This is a genomic window from Amycolatopsis sp. cmx-11-12 (assembly GCF_046269425.1).
Classification (GTDB): domain Bacteria; phylum Actinomycetota; class Actinomycetes; order Mycobacteriales; family Pseudonocardiaceae; genus Amycolatopsis.
Window position 1 is genome coordinate 1 of the sequence record NZ_JADNQM010000063.1, and the last position, 15,457, is coordinate 15,457.

At 68.7% G+C, this 15,457-nt stretch carries 12 protein-coding genes and 1 pseudogene; 5 read left to right on the forward strand and 8 right to left on the reverse strand.

Annotated elements, in window-relative coordinates:
• A pseudogene (locus ACLARN_RS42350) lies at positions 1-121 on the forward strand (IS5/IS1182 family transposase); the annotation flags it as partial.
• 145 nt (positions 122-266) lie between these two features.
• Here the strand turns inward: ACLARN_RS42350 and ACLARN_RS42355 are convergent.
• Both ACLARN_RS42355 and ACLARN_RS42360 read right to left on the reverse strand, forming a co-directional pair.
• On the reverse strand, positions 267-1,928 hold the full coding sequence (locus tag ACLARN_RS42355) for a sulfatase-like hydrolase/transferase (protein WP_409497131.1): 1,662 nt from the start codon (positions 1,926-1,928) through the stop codon (positions 267-269).
• Between the two features lie 63 nt (positions 1,929-1,991).
• A complete protein-coding gene (locus ACLARN_RS42360) occupies positions 1,992-3,131 on the reverse strand; it encodes a helix-turn-helix domain-containing protein (RefSeq protein WP_409497132.1) in 1,140 nt (379 codons plus the stop codon).
• Between the two features lie 142 nt (positions 3,132-3,273).
• On the opposite strand from ACLARN_RS42360, the gene ACLARN_RS42365 reads away from it, so the two are divergent.
• The 4 genes from ACLARN_RS42365 to htpG are packed head-to-tail and all read left to right on the forward strand — an operon-like array spanning position 3,274 to position 8,581.
• On the forward strand, positions 3,274-4,512 hold the full coding sequence (locus ACLARN_RS42365; RefSeq protein ID WP_409497133.1) for a YncE family protein: 1,239 nt from the start codon (positions 3,274-3,276) through the stop codon (positions 4,510-4,512).
• Positions 4,513-4,521: 9 nt separating this feature from the next.
• Positions 4,522-5,049 carry a hypothetical protein gene (locus ACLARN_RS42370; RefSeq protein ID WP_409497134.1) on the forward strand — a complete coding sequence of 176 codons (528 nt, stop codon included), beginning with the start codon at positions 4,522-4,524 and terminating at the stop codon, positions 5,047-5,049.
• A gap of 44 nt (positions 5,050-5,093) precedes the next feature.
• Complete coding sequence (locus ACLARN_RS42375; protein ID WP_409497135.1) at positions 5,094-6,689, forward strand: alkaline phosphatase D family protein; 1,596 nt, start codon at positions 5,094-5,096, stop codon at positions 6,687-6,689.
• 29 nt (positions 6,690-6,718) lie between these two features.
• A complete protein-coding gene (gene htpG, locus ACLARN_RS42380) occupies positions 6,719-8,581 on the forward strand; it encodes a molecular chaperone HtpG (protein WP_409497136.1) in 1,863 nt (620 codons plus the stop codon).
• A gap of 351 nt (positions 8,582-8,932) precedes the next feature.
• On the opposite strand, the gene ACLARN_RS42385 is transcribed toward htpG, so the two are convergent.
• The 6 genes from ACLARN_RS42385 to ACLARN_RS42410 all read right to left on the reverse strand — a co-directional run bounded on the left by ACLARN_RS42385 (position 8,933) and on the right by ACLARN_RS42410 (position 15,451).
• Entirely contained in the window at positions 8,933-10,972 is a 2,040-nt protein-coding gene (locus ACLARN_RS42385) for an iron ABC transporter permease (protein ID WP_409497137.1), read from the reverse strand.
• Complete coding sequence (locus ACLARN_RS42390) at positions 10,972-11,946, reverse strand: ABC transporter substrate-binding protein (RefSeq protein WP_409497138.1); 975 nt, start codon at positions 11,944-11,946, stop codon at positions 10,972-10,974. Before ACLARN_RS42390 ends, ACLARN_RS42385 begins: the two co-directional genes overlap by 1 nt.
• Positions 11,947-11,963: 17 nt before the next feature.
• Positions 11,964-12,779, reverse strand: a complete 816-nt coding sequence (locus ACLARN_RS42395) for an ABC transporter ATP-binding protein (RefSeq protein WP_409497139.1) — start codon at positions 12,777-12,779, stop codon at positions 11,964-11,966.
• A gap of 154 nt (positions 12,780-12,933) precedes the next feature.
• Positions 12,934-13,800, reverse strand: a complete 867-nt coding sequence (locus tag ACLARN_RS42400; protein WP_409497140.1) for a metal ABC transporter permease — start codon at positions 13,798-13,800, stop codon at positions 12,934-12,936.
• Positions 13,797-14,540: a metal ABC transporter ATP-binding protein gene (locus ACLARN_RS42405; RefSeq protein WP_409497141.1), complete on the reverse strand. Its 744-nt coding sequence runs from the start codon at positions 14,538-14,540 to the stop codon at positions 13,797-13,799. The genes ACLARN_RS42400 and ACLARN_RS42405 overlap by 4 nt, the downstream gene beginning before the upstream one ends.
• Positions 14,537-15,451 carry a metal ABC transporter substrate-binding protein gene (locus ACLARN_RS42410; protein ID WP_409497142.1) on the reverse strand — a complete coding sequence of 305 codons (915 nt, stop codon included), beginning with the start codon at positions 15,449-15,451 and terminating at the stop codon, positions 14,537-14,539. The genes ACLARN_RS42405 and ACLARN_RS42410 overlap by 4 nt, the downstream gene beginning before the upstream one ends.
• Positions 15,452-15,457 lie beyond the last annotated feature (6 nt).

The window sequence follows — 15,457 nt, forward strand, 5'->3', positions numbered from 1 at the left end:
CGCCGTCGAATGCGGCATCAACCGGCTCAAACGCTACCGAGCCGTCGCCACCAGATACGACAAACTCGCCGTCCGCTACGACACCACCGTCACCATCGCCGCGATCAACGAATGGCTCTAACATCTGCAACTAGTCCTCTAGTTGCGGGCAACCCGCGTGACCGGACGCGTAACTCGCGTGCTTGGAAGCGGAACTCGCGTGATTGGGTGGAGATCACGCGTGATTGGGCGGAGATCTTGCGTGATTGGGTGGAGATCTCGCGTGATCAGTGGGCGAAGGTGGTCAGGAACCGGTCCCGGAAGGCGTTCATCTGCCAGATCGGCGCGTTCCGGTCCGGGTTCAGGCCCTCTTGCCAGTTCCAGCCGGCGATCTTGTCGAGCACGGCCTTGTCCCGGGTGACGACGGTGATCGGGACGTCGCGATCCGCGCCCTCACCGGCGACGATCGGGTTCGGCTGGTGGTCGCCAAGGAACACCAGCACGAGATCGTCGTCCCCGTACGTCTCGACGTACGAAATCAGCGAGTTCAGCGAGTAGGCGATCGAGTCGCCGTACGCGCCGCGCACCTTGGCCGGGTCGGTGAAGACCTCGTCGGGCGTTTTCCCTTGCGAGGGCATGGGGTTGTAGACCGACCCGTCGCCGACGGCGGTCCAGTCGACCATCCGGGGGAGCGGCGTCCACGGCCAGTGACTGGTGACGAGGTCGATTTCCGCCATCAGCGGCGGGCGGTGCCGTTTCGCGCGTTCGGCGCGCTGGAAAGCCGAAAGCGTGAACTGGTCCGGCATCGTGGCGTAGGAGAACGGCGGGCCGCGGTACCCGATGCCGCGCGAGTCGTAGTAGCGATCGTAGCCGTAGACCTTGCCCTCCGGCCAGTCCTCGGTATGCGCCGGAACGACGCCGACGGTGTCCCAGCCCGCGCGTTTGAACGCGCCGCCGAGGGTGAACCGGTCGGTCTTCACGAAGTCGTCGTAACGGTGCTGGCTGTCGACCCAGACGCCGGACTGGAACGTCGAATGCGCCAGCCAGCTGCCCGCGCTCGTCGTCGGCGACGTCAGGAACGCGCTGCGTGAGCCGTACCCCGCGCTCTTCAGCCGCGCGGTCCCTGCGTCGAGAACCGCGTCGACCTTGGGCGCGATGTCGGAGTCCTGGACGGCCACCCGCCCGTAGCTCTCGACGAAGGTGAACAGGACGTCCTTGCCTCGCAACGCGTTCAGCAGTCCGGACGGCGGAGCGTCGCGAAAGGCGTCGACAGCGACTTCCTCGGCGAAGGCCTCCCGGTCCCGGATACCGGCTCGCACCTGGCGGAGGTCGTCGTAGGCGAAGGCCGCCGCGCTGCGCGACGCGAGCGGCTGCCCCGGAGCGAGCTGTACGCCGAACACCGCGCACACGATCCAGATGACGCTGAGCACGGCGACCACCCGGGTCGACACGGTGCGGCGCCCGGCCGCCACCCGGCTCAGCCGCAGGACGGCCAGCGCCATCAGCACGATCACGACCACGGCCAGCAGTGCCAGCCCGAGGAACGTCGCGATCGCGCCGGTCCGGCCGATCGACGTGCCGAGCAGGTCGACGCCGTTGCCGAGCACACCCCAGTCGAACACCGGGTTGAACCGCCGGTTCAGCGCGAGCCCGAAGCCGATGTCGATGGCCTTGACGACGGTCAGGAGCCCGAGGACGGCGCCTGCCGCCACCGCGACGATCCGCCGGGCACCGTCGCGCAGCATGAGCACGACCGCCACGCCGAGCAGCGCCTCCACCGGCAGCCGCACGAACGCCTCCGGCGTCAGCCTGTCGAGGTCGTTCGGCACGAGCAGGGCGAACAGCACGAGGACGGCGGACAGCGTCGTCGCCGCGCTGGACGCGATTTCGCGGGCTGTCGTCCGGTCGCCGGGCAGGCCGACCAGGGCGGGACGCGGGAAAACCGACAAGGCGGGGTTCCTTCCGGGGTGGACTGCCTTCATCGGGTTACACGGACGGCGGGCCCCGGTGGTTCAGCCCGAGCGCCAGGTGCGCAGCGCCCACCACCAGCCGACGGTGTGCCGCACATGCGATCCGCCGTCGTCTTCCGGCGGGTCGAGCGACGCCCCGGTGATCTCGCCGAGCCTGGAAAGCCGGTACCTGACGGTGTTCGCGTGGACGTGCAGTGCCGCGGCCGTCTGGTCGAGCCGCCGTCCGTGGTCGAGGTAGGCCAGCGCGGTGGAGACGAGTTGCTCGTGGAAGGGATCGCCTGGCGTCAACGCGGTCAGCAAAGTGCCTTCGAGTAGCGCGGCGAGCCCCGGCTGGGCGGCGAGCGCGGTCTCCACGGCCAGATCGGCCACCGCGTGCAGACCGCGGGATCGAGCGGCCGTCGGCAGGGCCATCACGCACAGCGCGTGCATCCCGCGGACCTCGGCGAGCGGGACGGCGGGGGAAGCCACCATGAGCACGTCGTCCCCGAGCGCCGACGCGGTGGGCAGCCGAGGAGCCAGCCCGGTCAGCCGCCCCTCGACCAGGCCGAAGACACCACCCGTCCCGCCGAGCCGTCGCTCGACGACCCGCGCCTGGTACGGATCGCCGACGTCGGAGAGCAGGAGGTGGTAGCGCCCGCCCGGATTCAGCCCGGCGTGCGCGACCTCCTCGGCCGACGGCGCCGCCGTGTCGCCGCCCAGCAACCGCCGCAGCAGCCGGGCCCGGCTGTCCTGGACCGAACGGGAGAGTTCGAGTTCCGCTTCGTGGTAACCGGCGATGACCTGCCGTTCGAGCGCCCGGGTGTTCCGGTCGAAGTCGACCAGCGCCGCCAGCATGACGTCGTCCGGGACCCCGGCCGCCTTGCTGCGTTCGACGGCGATCTCGACCGCGCGGCTGCGGCCGGCCTGCACCCCGCGCAGCAGGGCGGCGATCGGCACGCCCTGTGCGGCCCGGTCGGCACCGAGGACGGCGGCCGCGGCGTAGTCCTGCTCGCCTGCCCCGCCCGGCCGGTCGAAGGAGGCCAGCCCGGCGGCGAGCACGATCGCGACGTGCCGCCGGTTCTCGCTCACCGGCAATCGCGCCACTTCCGGCGACTCCGTGCGGGCGGCCCGGACCACTTCGTCGACGACGTCGGCGTCGGCCGCCATCGCGGACAGCACCTCGTGCAGCAGCCGGTGCCCCATCGCCACCGCCTTCCCGCGCGATTGTGACCGGTGCACAACGAACCCGGCCGCACTTGGCGGCCGGCCCCTACCGACGGTGTCCGTCCGGTTGGTTTCCTGTGAGCTACCGAAAGGTAACACCGACCCGCGAAAGGTGCGCCCGATGCGGAAACGCCGGTTGCTGAACACCGTCCTCGTCACCGGCCTCGCCGTCGCGATGCTGGGCGTGGTGCCCGCTGCCGGGGCGAGCGCCGCCCTGCGGCAGGTCCTGTTCGTGGGCAACAACTGGGAGGGGACCGCGGACGTCATCCGGTCCTCCGGCGACTACGCGAAGATCGCCCGCGTCGACATGGTGCCGGACAAGGACGAGCGGCTCACCGAGATCTACCTGAACCCGATCAAGCTCGCGTTCTTCCTCGGTATCCGCAACGGTGTCGGGGAGGGCCACGACCAACTCGTCGACGACCTCTACACGACGCCGGACGGCCGCTCGGTCGTCGCGTCCCGCCCGAGCTTCGCCGACGTGGTGTCGATCGACCTCACCACCGGCCGCGTGAACTGGCGCTTCCCGGTGTCGGGTTTCCGTTCCGACCACATGGCCGTCTCGCCGGACGGTCGCAGCATCGCGGTGTCCGCCTCGACGTCGAACACCGTCCATGTGCTGAACATCGAGACAGGACAGCAGCTCGGCTCGTTCAAGACCGGCGACAAACCGCACGAGAACACCTACACCGACGGCGGCCGGTACCTCTGGAACAGCTCGATCGGCGAGGTGAACACCGCGCTCGACGCGCCGTGGCAGGACTTCACCAAGGGCGACCGGAAGCTCACCGTCGTCGACGCGAACACCTTCCGGCAGGTCAAGGTGATCGACATGCGGCAGCGTCTGGACGCCTTCGGGCGCAGCGACCTCTCCGACGCCGTCCGGCCGGTGGCGTTCACCCCCGACGAGTCGAAGCTGTACTTCCAGGTCTCGTTCTTCAACGGTGTCCTCGAGTACGACGTCGCCACCGACCGGATCACGCGGTCGAAGACGCTGCCGAAGAACCCGAACACCAACGAAGACCGCACGACCTGGGTCAACGACTCGCGGCACCACGGACTTTCGATGAGCCCGTCGGGTGACAAGCTGTGTGTCGCCGGGACGATGGACGACTACGCGACCATTGTGGACCGCGCCAGCCTCCAGGAGGCCCGGCTCGTGACGGCCGCGAAGCCGTATTGGGCGACGGTGAGTGGTGACGGAAAGCATTGCGTCATCTCGGAAAGCGGGTCGGACCAGGTGACCGCGATCGACTTCGCGACCGGCGCGAAGGTGAAGTCCGTCCCGGTCGGCGACCACCCGCAGCGCATCCGGATCGGCCACGTGCCCGACGGCTGGACGGGGCCCGCGAGCCGGTAGTCTTCGCCGGTGAGCGAAGAGATCTGGGCCGCCCTCGCGGCGACACCCCTCGAAGAGGTGCGACGGCGTGCCGCGGTGATCGACGCGATCACCGAGATCACGCCCGTCGAGGTGGACGGTGCGGAGCGGTTCGCCTGGAACGACGGCGGCGGACAGTCGGCCGTCTGGTATTTCACGCCGGACAAGCAAGCGCTGTTGCTGACTTTCGACCACGAGTCTGACTTGAACCTGTTCGCCGAGGAGGACTACTCGGTGCAGGAGGCGCTCTACGGCGGCGTCCCCGAACACCTCGTCGCGCTGGTGCGGAACCGCCCCGAAAACTACGAATCCCTGAACCTCGTCGATGCGGAGACGGGAGCGACGATCCTCTACGCCGGTGGCGTGTTCTGGTTCGACGGTGAGCGGTGGCATCAGGCCGAGGGCTTCCTCGACCACTGCCGCCGGGAAGGCCTGGACCCGCTGAGCGAGTCGGGATTCACCTACTGCCTCGGCGTCTACCGGTTCGGCCACGAGTTCGCCCCCGACCAGCACGGCTGACGCTCAGCGCACGATCTTCGCCCGGTTGTGGCACCGTTTCGAGAATGAGTCTGCGCCTGGGTCCGTTGCTGCGTCACGTCGACGAGACATCGGCGACGGTGTGGGTCGAGACCGACACCGCGAGTGAGGTCGAAGTCCTCGGCACCACCGCGAGGACGTTCGAGGTCCGCGGCCACCACTTCGCCCTGCTGGTGCTCACCGGGCTCGAACCCGGCACCAGCACCGAGTACGAAGTGCGCGTGGACGGCGAAAAAGTGTGGCCGGAGGCGGGAACGGCGTTCCCGCCCAGCCGCATCCGGACCTTGCCCGAGAACGAGTCCCGGCTCCGGCTCGTGTTCGGTTCCTGCCGCAAACCGCACGACGGCGACGCCTTCGGCCCGGACGCGCTGGCCGCGTACGCCCGCCGGATGGCGGACGGCGCGGAAGCCGAGTGGCCGCAGGCGTTGCTGATGCTCGGCGACCAGGTCTACGCCGACGAGACCACCGACGAAACGCAGGAATGGCTGAAGCAGCGCCGTGACACCTCGAAGCCGCCGGGCACGGAGGTGACGGATTTCGAGGAGTACACCCACCTCTACCTGGAGGCCTGGGGCGAACCTTCGATCCGCTGGCTGCTGTCCACCGTGCCCACGTCGATGATCTTCGACGACCACGACGTCCGCGACGACTGGAACACCTCTCACACCTGGCGGGAGCAGATGCGCGCGCAGCCGTGGTGGCAGGAGCGGCTGCGCGGCGCGATCATGTCGTACTGGGCCTACCAGCACCTCGGGAACCTCGGCCCCGCCGAACTCGCCGAGGACCCGACCTTCCAGAAGGCCATCACCTCCGGTGGCGACAACGCGGACCTGCTCGTCGCGTACGCCGACGAGGCCGACAACGAACGCGACGGCACCAAGGGCGCGCGATGGAGTTACCGCCGCGACTTCGGCAAGGTGCGGCTGCTGGTCATCGACAGCCGCGCCGGCCGGATCCTGGCGGGCGGCACCCGGTCCATGGTGGACGACGACGAGTTCGGCTGGATCGAAGACAACGCCGCCAACGCCGCCGAGGCCTGCGACCACCTGCTCATCGGGTCTTCGCTGCCGTGGCTGCTGCCGCCGGTGATCTCCCACCTGCAGTCCTTGAACGAACGCGCCTGCCGCCGCCCCGGATGGCGAGGACGGCTCGCGGAGAAGATCCGGCAGGCGGGCGACCTCGAGCACTGGGCGGCGTTCCGCGCGTCGTTCGACCGGCTCGCCGCGATGATCGCGCGCGAGGGGCGGCGGGAAGAGCCGCCCGCCACCATCGCGGTGCTCTCCGGCGACGTCCACCACGCCTACATCGCCGAGGCGCGCTACCCCGAACCGGTGACTTCGGCGGTCTACCAGCTCACCTGCTCGCCGGTGCACAACGCGATGCCGAGACCGCTCCGGCTGGCCTTCGCCGCCACCTGGTCGCCCCGGCTGGCTTCCCTCGCCCGCCGGTGGGCGGCGCGGGGCGGTGTCGAACCGCTTCCCCTCGACTGGCGTAAGACGTCGGGACCGCATTTCGGCAACGTCGTCGCCACGGTCGAGACCACCGGCAGATCCGCCGTCACGACGATCGAACAGGCCACCGGTGACGGGCTGGTCGAGGTGGCACGGCAGAGGCTGGCTTGACCCCGTTCCGCGCTCGGTAATATCGCCGCGTGACCACCTCTGCCGAAACACTCGAGTTCCAGTCGGAGGCACGTCAGCTGCTTCAGCTGATGATCCACTCGATCTACTCGAACAAGGACACCTTCCTGCGGGAACTGGTGTCCAACGCCTCCGACGCACTGGACAAACTCCGCCTCGAAGCGTTCCGCGACAAGGAACTCCAGGCGGATACCGACGATCTCCACATCGAGATCGACACCGACCCCGAAAACCGCACCCTGACCGTGCGGGACAACGGAATCGGGATGAGCCGGGACGACGTCGTCGCGTTGATCGGTACGATCGCGAAATCCGGCACCGCCGAATTCCTGAAGAAGTTGAAGGAAACGAAGGATTCCGCGGCCTCGCAGGATCTGATCGGCCAATTCGGCATCGGGTTCTACGCCAGCTTCATGGTGGCCGACAAGGTCACGCTGCTGACGCGCCACGCGGGGTCGGACGAGGGCGTCCGGTGGGAGTCCGAGGGCGAGGGCACCTACACCATCGAGACGGTCCCGGACCTGCCGCAGGGCACCTCGGTCGTCCTGCACCTCAAGCCCGAGGACACCGAAGACCAGCTCTTCGACTACACCTCGGCCACGAAGATCAAGCAGATCGTCAAGAAGTACTCGGACTTCATCACCTGGCCCATCCGGATGACCGAAGGCGAAGAGGTCGTCACGGTCAACTCGATGAAGGCGCTGTGGGCGCGGTCCTCCAGCGATGTCACCGAAGACGAGTACAACGAGTTCTACAAGCACGTCGCGCACGACTGGAACGACCCGCTGGAGACGATCCGGCTCCAGGCCGAGGGCACCTTCGAGTACCAGGCGCTGCTGTTCCTGCCGGCGCACGCGCCGCTCGACCTGTTCATGCGGGAACGCAAACGTGGCGTCCAGCTGTACGTGAAGCGCGTCTTCATCATGGACGACTGCGAAGCGCTGATGCCGGAGTACCTGCGCTTCGTGAAGGGTGTCGTCGACGCGCAGGACCTCTCGCTCAACGTCTCGCGCGAGATCCTGCAGCAGGACCGGCAGATCCAGCTGATCCGCCGTCGCCTGGTCAAGAAGGTCCTCTCGACGGTCAAGACCCTCATGGCGGACGAGAACCCGGACAAGTACGAGACGTTCTGGAAGGAGTTCGGCCGGGCGGTCAAGGAAGGCCTGCTGGACGACTTCGAGAACCGCACCGCGATCCTCGACATCTGCTCCTTCGCGTCGACCAACGATCCGGAGAAGCTGACGTCGCTGCGCGAGTACGTCGAACGGATGAAGGACGGCCAGGAGCACATCTACTACCTGACCGGTGAGTCGCGGCAGAGCATCGAGAACTCCCCGCATCTGGAAGCGTTCCAGGCCAAGGGGTACGAGGTGCTGGTGCTCACCGACCCGATCGACGAGATGTGGGTCGACTCGGTGCCCGGCTTCGAGGAGAAGCAGTTCCAGTCGGTCGCGAAGGGCGAGGTCGAACTCGACGACACCAGCGACGAGCAGAAGGAAGAGTTCTCCGGGCTGCTGACCTGGCTGACGACGTCGCTCGCGGAGCAGGTCAAGGAGGTCCGGCTCTCGACGCGGCTGACGACGTCTCCCGCCTGCATCGTCGGTGACACGAACGACGTCACCCCGACGCTGGAGAAGATGTACCGCGCGATGGGCCAGGAAATGCCGCAGATCAAGCGGATCCTGGAACTCAACCCCGGCCACCCGCTGGTGTCCGGGTTGCGGGACGCCTTCGCTTCGCAGGGTGAGAACGACGGGCTCGCCGAGACCGCCGAACTGCTCTACGGCATGGCTCTGCTGGCCGAGGGCGGCGAACTGGGCGACCCGGCCCGCTTCACCAAGCTCCTCGCCACCCACCTCCAGAAGACCCTGTAGCCGAAGTACATGAAGGCCTCCTTCCCTACCCTCAAAGTCAGGGGCCCGGCAAAGTCGCATAGCTGGTGGTCGGCGCTGCTCTTGGTGATCCGGACTTGGCGCGCTGACTACCTGAGCGTGGAGGATTTGGGACGTTGAACGTCCCAAATCCTCCACGCTCAGGGGCGAACGCCGGGTTCTGGGTGACAGACCACCGGTACGGCGCCGCGACGGTGAAGGAATTGGGACACTCAACGTCCCAATTCCTTCACCGTCAGCCTCACGAATTGACGAATAGCCGCCTGACCTGCAAGACCTCGACTTTGCCGGGACCCTGGCGCCTAGGTACAGGAAGGGGGCCTTCCTGTACTTCTATGGCCGGGTCCGCCAGAGCACCAGCACGAAATACGGCGTCCCGACCATGGCGATGACCAGACCGGCGGGGATCTGGGCGGGCGCGATGACCGTCCGCCCGAGGGTGTCCGCGACGCTCACCAGCAGTGCCCCGAGCGCCGCCGCCACCGGGACGACCCGGCCGTGCCGTCCGCCGACCAGCGACCGCGCCAGATGCGGAGCGACCAGTCCGACGAAGACGACCACGCCGATCGCGGACACCGCGGTGGCAGCCAGGATCCCGGACGCCGCCAGGATCACCAGCCGCGACCGTTCGATGCGCAGCCCGAGCACCCGCGGCGTGTCCTCGTCGAGGGCGTGCAGGTCCAGTTCGCGGTGCTTGACCCACAACAACGGCGTCAGCGCGATCAGGGACAGCGCCACCGGTGCGACCTGCTCCAGCGTGCGCCCGTAAGTCGACCCCGAAAGCCAGGTCAGTGCCTTGGCCGAGTTCCACGGGTCGGAGACCACGATCAGCAGCGTGATCAGCGCCATCCCGGCCGACCAGACCGCGATCCCGATGATCACCAGCCGGTCCGAATCCAGCCCCGACCGCCACGCCAGCCCGTAGACCAGCAGGAACACCACGGCGGCACCGGCGCCGGCGGCACCCGCGATCGCCCAGGCGCCGACCGCCGGGACGATGGTGATCAGCGTGATCGCGCCGAGCCCGGCGCCCGCGGTGATGCCGAGCAGTCCGGGTTCGGCGAGCGGGTTGCGGCTCACCGACTGGATCCCGCAGCCGGACACCGCGAGCGCGGCACCGGCGAGCAGTGCGGCCAGTACGCGCGGAAGCCGTTGGTCCAGCACGAAGGTGAGCGCGGTCCCGGTGTTGCCGGTGACCCAGTTCGCGAGGTCGCCGAGCAGCACCACACGGTCGCCCAGCATCAGGCCGACGACCGGGACGACGGCGAGCAGCACCACCAGCGCGCCGGAGATCAGTACCAGCCGTCGTTTCGTCCCGGCGACGCCGACCCGACCGGCCGGAGCCTGCCGTCGCGAGCCACCGCCGCGACCGCGCCGGGCCAGCCACACCATCACGACGGCGCCGATGATCGTGGTCACCACACCGGTCGGCACGCGCACGGCGGCGGCCGAGCCCATGATCGCCCGCAGGACGACGTCGGCGCCGAGCACCGTCACCACGCCGACCAGCCCGGACACCGGCAGCAGCACCCGGTGTTTCGCGATCGGCAGCAGCAGCTTCGTGATCACCGGCGCGCTCAGCCCGACGAACCCGACCGGCCCGGCGACGGTCACGGCCGCCGCGGTCAGCGCGACGGTCAGCACGATCGCGCCGACCCTCGTCCGGCGGACCCGGAGGCCGAGCACGGTCGCGTTGTCGTCGCCGAGGGCGAGGACGTCGAGTTTGCCGCTCATCGCGATCAGCGCCACGACGGCGATCACCACGATCGGCGTCATCTGGCCGGTCGCCCGCAGGTCGGACACCGTCAAGGAGCCGCTGCCCCAGGCGAACAGGCCGGACGTCTCCTCCTCGAACAAGAGCAGCATCAGGATGGTCACCGACTGGAGCGCCAGCAGCACCGCCGAACCGACGAGCACCAGCCGCGGACTCGCCGCACCGCCACCGGCCAGGCCCAGCACGATGACGGCCGCGGCGAGCCCGCCCACGAACGCCGCCCCGCCCACGGGGACGAGCGGCAGCGAGAGACCGAACGCCGAAATGGCCACCACGGCGAAATGCGCGCCCGCGTTGACCGCGAGTGTGTCGGGCGAGGCGAGCGGGTTCCGCGCCACGGACTGCATTCCCGCGCCCGCGACACCGAGCGCGACGCCAAGCAGCAGCGCGGCGAGCAGCCGGGGAACACGCGAACCCTCAAGTACCGCAAGGGTTTGCGCGTCCCCCTGGCCGAGGATCGCCTTCACCACGTCCAGCGGGCCGGACGTCGAGGTGCCCTGGGTCAGGTGGAGGCCGGCGAGGACGACGATCAGCGCGACCAGCCCCGCCGACACCACCGCGGTGCGCACCGCTTGCGGCGCGCGCAGATCCTTGAGCATCAGGCGGTGATGACCTTCACGATCTGGTCGGCGGTCAAGATGATCGACTTCGGGCCACCGAAGGTCCACGTCCCGGCCTCCAGCTTGTGGATCTTCTTCGACACCACGAACGGCAGCCGCTGGTAGACGGCGTTCTGCGCGAGCCCGGTGGTGAAGACGTCCTCTTCGGCCGCGCTGTAGAACAGCACGGTCTTCGGGTCGGTGAGCGTGGTCAGGCCTTCGACGTCGGTCTGGCCGAGACCCCACTGCGGGTCGACCTTGCCGGTCCAGGCGTTCTTCAGGCCGACGGCCTCGGCGGTGTCGGAGACCAGCGAGCCCTTGCCGAACGGGCGGATGCTGACGGTGCTGCCCTCGAGGTAGCCGTCGGCCATCAGGAACGGGGTGCCCGCGGCGCCCTTGGCCTCGACGGCCTTCTTGCCTTCGGCGAGCTTGGCGTCCATTTCGGACAGTTGCTTGTCCGCCTCGGCCTCCTTGCCGACCGTCTTCGCGATCAGCTTGAAGTCCTCGCGCAGGCGGTCGAAGTTGCGGCTGGCGTCGCTGGACTTGGTGACCACGACCGGCACGTACTTCTCGATCTGCGGCACCAGCGTCGAGTCGCGCTCTTCGGCCATGATGACGACGTCGGGGTTCAGCCCGACGATCGCGTCGACACTGGGTTCGTTGCGCTTGCCGACGTCTTTGACCTCGGCGGTCAGCGGGGCGGCCTTATCCCAGACGTTGTAGCCCGCGACATCCGCCGCGCCGACCGGCATGACGCCGAGCGAGGCGACCATCTCGGCCTCGCCCCACTCCAGTGCGACGACGCGCTTCGCGGGCGCCTTGAGGGTGACGGCCTTGCCGCGTGCGTCGGTCAGCGTGACCGGGCCGCTCGCGGCGGACTCGCTCGGCACCGCGGCGGTGTTCTCGGTGGTGCCGCAGGCGGACAGCAGCAGCGCAGCCGTCGCGACGAGGGCGGCAGGGGTCAGCAAACGCATGGTTCTTCCTGGTTTTCTCAGGCGGGCCTGGGCGAATGCCGCCCGAGTGGCCTGCAGTGGATCGCGCCCGTCACCGGGTCGTTCGCGACGTGGACGGTGACGCCGTAGGCCTGGGAAAGATGCTCGGTGGTGAGCACCTGCCCGATGTCACCCGTGGCCACGATGGTTCCCTCGCTCAGCAGCACGACCTCGTCGGCGATGATCGCCGCGTGGTCGAGGTCGTGCAGCACCACGCCGACCGCGACGCCTTCGTTGGCGAGATCACGGACGACGTCGAGGATCTCGACCTGGTAGCGCAGGTCGAGATGGTTGGTGGGCTCGTCGAGCAGCAGCACGGAGGTTTGCTGGGCGAGACAGGACGCGAGCCAGACACGCTGGAGTTCGCCGCCGGAGAGCTCGTCGACGCCGCGTTCGGCCATCGGGGTCACGCCGGTCAGTTCCATCGCGCGGCGGATCGCGGCGGCACCGTCGACGTCGACCCCGCGCCAGCCGGAGCGGTATGGATAGCGGCCGTAGGAGACGACGTCACGCACGGAGACCCCGCTCGGCGTGGGCCGGTGCTGGGTCAGCAACGTGACCCGGCGGGCGAACTCCTTGCCGGACAACGCATTCGGTCCCCAGACGGTGCGGTCGCCGAGTCGGACGCTGCCTTCGCGGGGCTTGTGCAGCCGCGCCAGCGAACGCAGGAGCGTCGACTTGCCGGAGCCGTTCGGGCCGACCAGCGCGGTCACCGTGCCCGCCCGCAGCGACAGGGACACGCCGTCCACCACGGCCCGCTCTTGGTGCGCGAGCACCAGGTCATGGCCGGTGAGCAGCGCGTCTTCCGTAGACATGAGGGGAGCCTAACCTAAGGTTGGGCGTGGACCGATGTCGTGAGAGACACAGAGCGCGGGGTGATCGCCCGGTTACCGGAGCTGAAGGACGCTTTCACCTCATGTCACGCGGTGCAGGGCGCTTTCGTCGCATCGCATGCGGGGGAAGTCCCCTTCAGCTCCTCGCGAGCTCCCGCCTGCGTTTGGCCAGCCGCTTCCCGACGATCCCGTGCCGCGGCCCGAACAGGTACACCAGTGTGAAGCCGGCGCCCTGCACCAGCACGATCATCCCGCCGGACGCGGTGTCGAGGTGGTAGCTCAGGTACAGCCCGATCACCCCGGCGAGCACCGAGAACGACGGCGCGATCACGAGCATGCGGCCGAACCGGTCGGTCAGCAGGTACGCCGTCGCGCCGGGGATGATCAGCATCGCCACCACCAGGATCACGCCGACCACCTGCAACGCCACCACCGAGGTCAGCGCGAGCAACCCGAGCAGCGCGGCACCGAGCAGCCGCGGGTTGAGCCCGATCGCGTGCGCGTGCGTGGGATCGAAGGCGTACAAGGTGAAATCGCGGCGTTTGAGCACCAGCAGGCCCAGGGTGATCGCGCCGAGGACGCCGATCTGGATCAGATCCGAGGTGTCGACGCCGAGCAGGTTGCCGAAGATGATGTGGTTCAGGTCGGTCTGGCTCGGCGTCACCGAGATCAGCACGAGGCCGAGCGCGAACAGCGTGGTGAACACGATGCCGATCGCGGCGTCCTCCTTGACACGGCTCGTGTCGCGGACGACGCCGATCAGTGCCACGGCGAGGAAACCGAACACGACGGCGCCCAGCGCGAACGGCGCGCCGAGGATGTAGGCGAGCACGACACCGGGCAGCACCGCGTGGGAAACGGCGTCACCCATCAGCGACCAGCCGATCAGCACCAACCAGCAGGAGAGCACCGCGCAGACCGTCGAAGCGACCACTGTGGACGCGAGCGCCCGCACCATGAAGTCGTAGGAGAGCGGTTCGAGGAACAGGTCGTAGAAGCTCACGCGGGTTCCTCTTCCCGTCGCAGGACATCGAGTCCGAAGGCCAGCGCGAGGTTCTCGGGCCGCAGCATCTCGCCGGGGGAGCCGTGCGCGAGCACCTTGCGCATCAGCAGGATCGCCTCGTCGGCGAGGCCGGGCAGGGCGTGCAGATCGTGCGTGGAGATCAGGACGGCGGCGCCGTCGGCCGCGAGTTCCTTGAGTAGCCGCGTGATCGTGGCTTCGGAACGCTTGTCCACACCGGCGAACGGCTCGTCCAGCAGCAGCACGCGCGCGCCTTGCGCGATGCCGCGCGCGACGAACGCGCGTTTGCGCTGCCCACCGGACAACTGCCCGATCTGACGTCCGGCGAGTTCGGTCAGTTCGACCCGTTCCAGCGCCTGTTCGACGGCTTCGTGGTCGGCGCGGCGCGGACGCCGGGTGAACCCGAGACGTCCGTAGCGACCGGTCATCACGACGTCCCGCACCGACAGTGGGAACGACCAGTCGACGTCCTCGCTCTGCGGCACGTAGCCGATCACACCGGTCTTGCGGGCACGGGCGGGTGTGCCGCCGTCGACCGTGACCGCGCCGCTGTCCGGGCGGACCATGCCCATGACCGTCTTGAACAGCGTCGATTTGCCGGACCCGTTCATCCCGACCAGTCCGCAGACGCGGCCGTGTTCGAGCGTGACGTCGACACCGTCGAGGGCGAGGACTTCGCCGTAGTGGACGGTGACGTCCTCGACGCGGATCGCGGCGGTCACGGCTTCGCCCCGGTGAGCGCGGCCACGATCGTCTTCGCGTCGTGGCGGATGAGGTCGAGATAGGTCGGCACCGGGCCTTCGGGACCGGACAGGGAATCGACGTAGAGGACGCCGCCGAACGCGGCACCGGTCGCGGAGACGACCTGGCGCATCGGGGCGTCGGAGACGGTCGACTCGCAGAACACCGCGGGGACCTTGTTCTCCTTGACGAATTCGATGGCGCGGGTGATCTGCTGCGGCGTCGCCTGCTGTTCGGCGTTGACCGCCCAGATGTACTGCTCGGTGAGGCCGGTGTCGCGCGCCAGGTAGGAGAAAGCGCCCTCGCAGGTGACCAGCGCGCGTTCGTTCTTCGGCAGCCCGATCAGCGCGCCGGTCATCTCGTCCTGGACGGCCTGCAGTTTCGCCTTGTAGGCATCGCCGTTGGCCTTGAACGTGGCGGCGTCGCCGGAGGAGACCTCGCTGAACGCCTTCACCATGTTGTCCACGTAGATCCCGACGTTCTTCGGCGACATCCACGCGTGCGGGTTCGGCTTGCCTTCGTAGGAGTCTTCGCCGATGGCGATGGGCTCGACGCCTTCGCTGACCACCTTGTGCGGCGCGTCGCTCTCGGAGACGAACCGCGCGAACCAGGCCTCCAGGTTCAGCCCGTTGTCGAGGATCAGGTCGGCCTTCGCGGCCTTCTTGATGTCGTCCGGAGTGGGCTCGTAGCCGTGGATCTCGGCGCCGGGTTTGGTGATCGACTCGACCCTGAGCTTGTCGCCCGCGACGTTCGAGGCGATGTCCGCCAGCACCGTGAACGTGGTCAGCACGACGGGCCTGCTGTCGCTTTGGCTGGCGCTCGGGCCGCCGCACGCGGACAGCACGAGTGCCGACGCCGCGAGCGCGCACACGGTCTTGCGGAGATTCGCCATCTCCTG

What these genes read in the sequence shown, in the direction of transcription:
- ACLARN_RS42360 (WP_409497132.1), bottom strand. Translation starts at nt 3,131, where the DNA reads ATGGGGCACCGGCTGCTGCACGAGGTGCTGTCCGCGATGGCGGCCGAC.
- ACLARN_RS42365 (WP_409497133.1), top strand. Translation starts at nt 3,274, where the DNA reads ATGCGGAAACGCCGGTTGCTGAACACCGTCCTCGTCACCGGCCTCGCC.
- ACLARN_RS42375 (WP_409497135.1), top strand. Translation starts at nt 5,094, where the DNA reads ATGAGTCTGCGCCTGGGTCCGTTGCTGCGTCACGTCGACGAGACATCG.
- ACLARN_RS42385 (WP_409497137.1), bottom strand. Translation starts at nt 10,972, where the DNA reads ATGCTCAAGGATCTGCGCGCGCCGCAAGCGGTGCGCACCGCGGTGGTG.
- ACLARN_RS42390 (WP_409497138.1), bottom strand. Translation starts at nt 11,946, where the DNA reads ATGCGTTTGCTGACCCCTGCCGCCCTCGTCGCGACGGCTGCGCTGCTG.
- ACLARN_RS42395 (WP_409497139.1), bottom strand. Translation starts at nt 12,779, where the DNA reads ATGTCTACGGAAGACGCGCTGCTCACCGGCCATGACCTGGTGCTCGCG.
- ACLARN_RS42410 (WP_409497142.1), bottom strand. Translation starts at nt 15,451, where the DNA reads ATGGCGAATCTCCGCAAGACCGTGTGCGCGCTCGCGGCGTCGGCACTC.